At 36.8% G+C, this 2,905-nt stretch carries 4 protein-coding genes and 1 tRNA gene; all 5 read left to right on the top strand.

Features of this window, described 5'->3' with window-relative positions:
- Positions 1-814, top strand: an 814-nt coding sequence (locus RTK36_RS16415; protein ID WP_312048295.1) for a PepSY domain-containing protein, incomplete at its 5' end; no start/stop codon positions are given.
- 121 nt (positions 815-935) lie between these two features.
- Positions 936-1,274, top strand: coding sequence for a PadR family transcriptional regulator (locus tag RTK36_RS16410; protein ID WP_331655107.1), 339 nt, complete (start codon positions 936-938; stop codon positions 1,272-1,274).
- Entirely contained in the window at positions 1,261-1,977 is a 717-nt protein-coding gene (locus RTK36_RS16405; protein ID WP_312048294.1) for a permease prefix domain 1-containing protein, read from the top strand. Before RTK36_RS16410 ends, RTK36_RS16405 begins: the two co-directional genes overlap by 14 nt.
- Positions 1,967-2,569 (top strand): hypothetical protein, encoded by a 603-nt coding sequence (locus RTK36_RS16400; RefSeq protein WP_312048293.1) that lies wholly within the window; start codon positions 1,967-1,969, stop codon positions 2,567-2,569. The genes RTK36_RS16405 and RTK36_RS16400 overlap by 11 nt, the downstream gene beginning before the upstream one ends.
- Positions 2,570-2,752: 183 nt before the next feature.
- Positions 2,753-2,836: transfer RNA gene (locus tag RTK36_RS16395), tRNA-Leu, on the top strand.
- The last annotated feature ends 69 nt before the right edge of the window (positions 2,837-2,905 follow it).

Here is a 2,905-nt window from a genome sequence, read left to right as displayed (position 1 = left end):
GCGTGCTATTGGCGAAATGATTGACAAAGATATAGCTTGGAATGGTGATACAAAGACAGTTTCGATTACCTCGAAAGGTAGTTCTCTAAGGGGAAAGAATCGCATTAAAACAGACTATCATTCTGTTCAAATGTCTAATAAATATGAAAGTGACCAAATTGGTATAGAAAAAGCCAAAGAGATTGCACTTAACCATGCTGAATTAAATGAAAAACAAGTTAGAATTAAAATGGAAATGGAAGATGTCATTGACATTTATAGATTACAATTCTATTTTGACACAAAGAAATATGATTATAAAATTGATGCAGAGACAGGAAAAGTTTTATCTGCGGATTCTCAAAATATTAAATCTGATGGTATTGAAAAGAGAGAACAAATTAGCATTGAGGAAGCCAAAAACATCGCTTTTTCCCATGCACACGTTGATAAAAATCAGGCGACCATTAGGAGAGCAACGTTGCGTAAAGAACGTGATAAGGATATATACAACTTAGATTTTGATACAACTGATGCTGAATATGCATATAAGATTAACGCATCGGACGGAAAAGTGATTGTTGCTTTATTAGATAAGTATAAATTTGAATCAAATTTTGGTCAGGAACCTATCACTATGGATGAAGCAAAAAAAATCGCTCTTGATTATGCAGGGGTTTTAAAAAAGGATACAGAATTTAATCTAACTGAATTATACTTAGACAATTATTTAAATAGATATGCTATCGTATTTCAGAACGGAGAGGATACATACCAGTTTTTCATTGATGCAGCAACAGGAGATATTATATTTTTTAAAAAAGAATGTTTATAAAGAAGCAACAAATACCATGCCTCTGGTGTAAAGCCAGAGGCTTTTTTTCTTGACATACATAGAGTAACTAGGTAAAATATACCTAGTTACTCTATGTAAAATATGAAAGGAGTGAATAAAAATGGATAAAGGTTTTATTGGCGGAAGCACTATGTTGATGCTTCTTTCCCTATTGCGAGAAAGAGATTACTATGGCTATGAAATCATTAAAGAAATAGAGTTAAGAAGTAATTCTGTTTTTCAATTTAAAGAGGGAACGTTGTACCCAGTTTTGCATCGCATGGAAGCCCAGGGTTTCCTAAAATCTTATAAAGCAAAAGCAGAGACCGGTAAGGAGCGAAAATATTATCAAATAACAGCAAAAGGAAAAGAACAACTGAGCAAAGAGAAAGAGCAGTGGAGCTCCTTTACAGGTTCTGTACAAAAGGTAATAGGGGGTGGGGGGTATGCATGTACCTGATTGGGAGAAATACCTCAAGGAAGTTTTATCCCACGTAAAATTTAAATATGACCATAACCCTATATACGTAGAGTTAAGCAACCATATGGAGGATCGGTATGGGGATTTTATAGCAGAAGGGATGAATGAAGAGCAAGGAAAAAAGGCGGTCATAACTTGCATGGGGGATGCTGATACCCTTGGGGAAGAATTGAACAAAGCTCACTCGCCAGTGATTGGTTGGATTTGGTTAAGCTTACGTAATCTTCTGATAATATTAATACTTATAAATATTTTCCCCGGGTTTACTCTCATTACATCCTCGTTTGTTTCTATTTTTGAGACATATAAGGATAAAAATGACAGCCCGTTGGTGTATACCATTGATGTTAATTATAAGGAACAAGTATATGATACCACATATATTATTGATAAAATCTTATATTATGAGGATAACACTATGGAAATTCGCTATGCTACTTGGACGAATCCGTTTTCTAGTAGTATTAAGTGGAACTCTTCTTTAGATCTAAAACTTTATAGAGATGAGGAGGAGGTTCCTAGAAATGGGAGCGGATGGAAAAGCGGAAGCCACTATGGAAGAGGACAGGAGTATAGGGAAGATGTGCCCTTAGATGCAACAAAAGCAGTTTTTTTTCTGACCAAAGATAAGGAAGTCTCCATTGATTTAACAGAAGGGAGAGTAATGAAAAATGAATCGTAAAAGACAAATTTGGGTTTTTATTATTATAATTCCGCTGTTATACTTTTCCTTTTTTAGGTTGGGCGGTTATTATTTAACAGCAGAGAGTGTTTTTTATGCCTGTGAAAAGGGATTGCTCTATGGCCCATCTGAAAAGATCTTGGCTGAGTATGAACTTCCCAAAGGGGGGAAACTCATTGTAGGAAAATGGGGCGAAAATCTTTCTGCAATTCCTGCTGAGCGTGCCTTTGGGTTGCTCTGGAAATTAAAGAGTGGGGGCGTGAGTGGTCTAATTCTCTGCGATAAGGTGGTAACGGCATATTTGTTTAGCGATGGCAGGGTTATTGGTTTGACGTCTAATCAAGACGTAAAAGAGGTATCTTGCACGATTGAATATGGAGATAGCGATAAACCATTCATTAGAGAAGTCACCATGACGGTGGATCAAGATGGATATTTCACTGGTAATTGGGGGAAAAAAAAGGATGACGACTATGAATATATCTCTTACTTAGAAGGAAGAAACGGCATGGGACAAGTGATTTATCGGGATGGCAAGTCTCCAGAGGGAGCGTATTATATTGATGGCGTCTTAAATGATACAGAAGGTTAAAGGGAATAGGCGGGTTTGTATTGACTATCAATTAGATTAAATGGATGTATAGAAAGATGAAGTACGAAAAGTCGAAAAAATCGTGCTAAACTAAATAGAATGTAAAAAAATCCTGAAAAAAGGTATTGACAAATTAGCTTGTCTTTGATATATTAAATGAGCGGTTTGAACGAGCAAGTACTTGCCCGAGTGGCGGAATTGGCAGACGCACAGGACTTAAAATCCTGCGGGGTAACACCCGTACCGGTTCGACCCCGGTCTCGGGCATAACCGCTTTTAAATTAATATGTGCCCAGATAGCTCAGTCGGTAGAGCAGAGGACTGAAAATCCTCGTG

The sequence above is a fragment of the Anaerotignum sp. genome (assembly GCF_031981185.1).
GTDB lineage: Bacteria > Bacillota > Clostridia > Lachnospirales > Anaerotignaceae > Chakrabartyella.
The sequence above is the reverse complement of the archived record's forward strand: the minus strand, read 5'-3'. Positions and strand labels throughout refer to the sequence as shown.

Coding starts and splice junctions, on each gene's coding strand:
- RTK36_RS16410 (WP_331655107.1), top strand. CDS start 936: ATGGATAAAGGTTTTATTGGCGGAAGCACTATGTTGATGCTTCTTTCC.
- RTK36_RS16405 (WP_312048294.1), top strand. CDS start 1,261: ATGCATGTACCTGATTGGGAGAAATACCTCAAGGAAGTTTTATCCCAC.
- RTK36_RS16400 (WP_312048293.1), top strand. CDS start 1,967: ATGAATCGTAAAAGACAAATTTGGGTTTTTATTATTATAATTCCGCTG.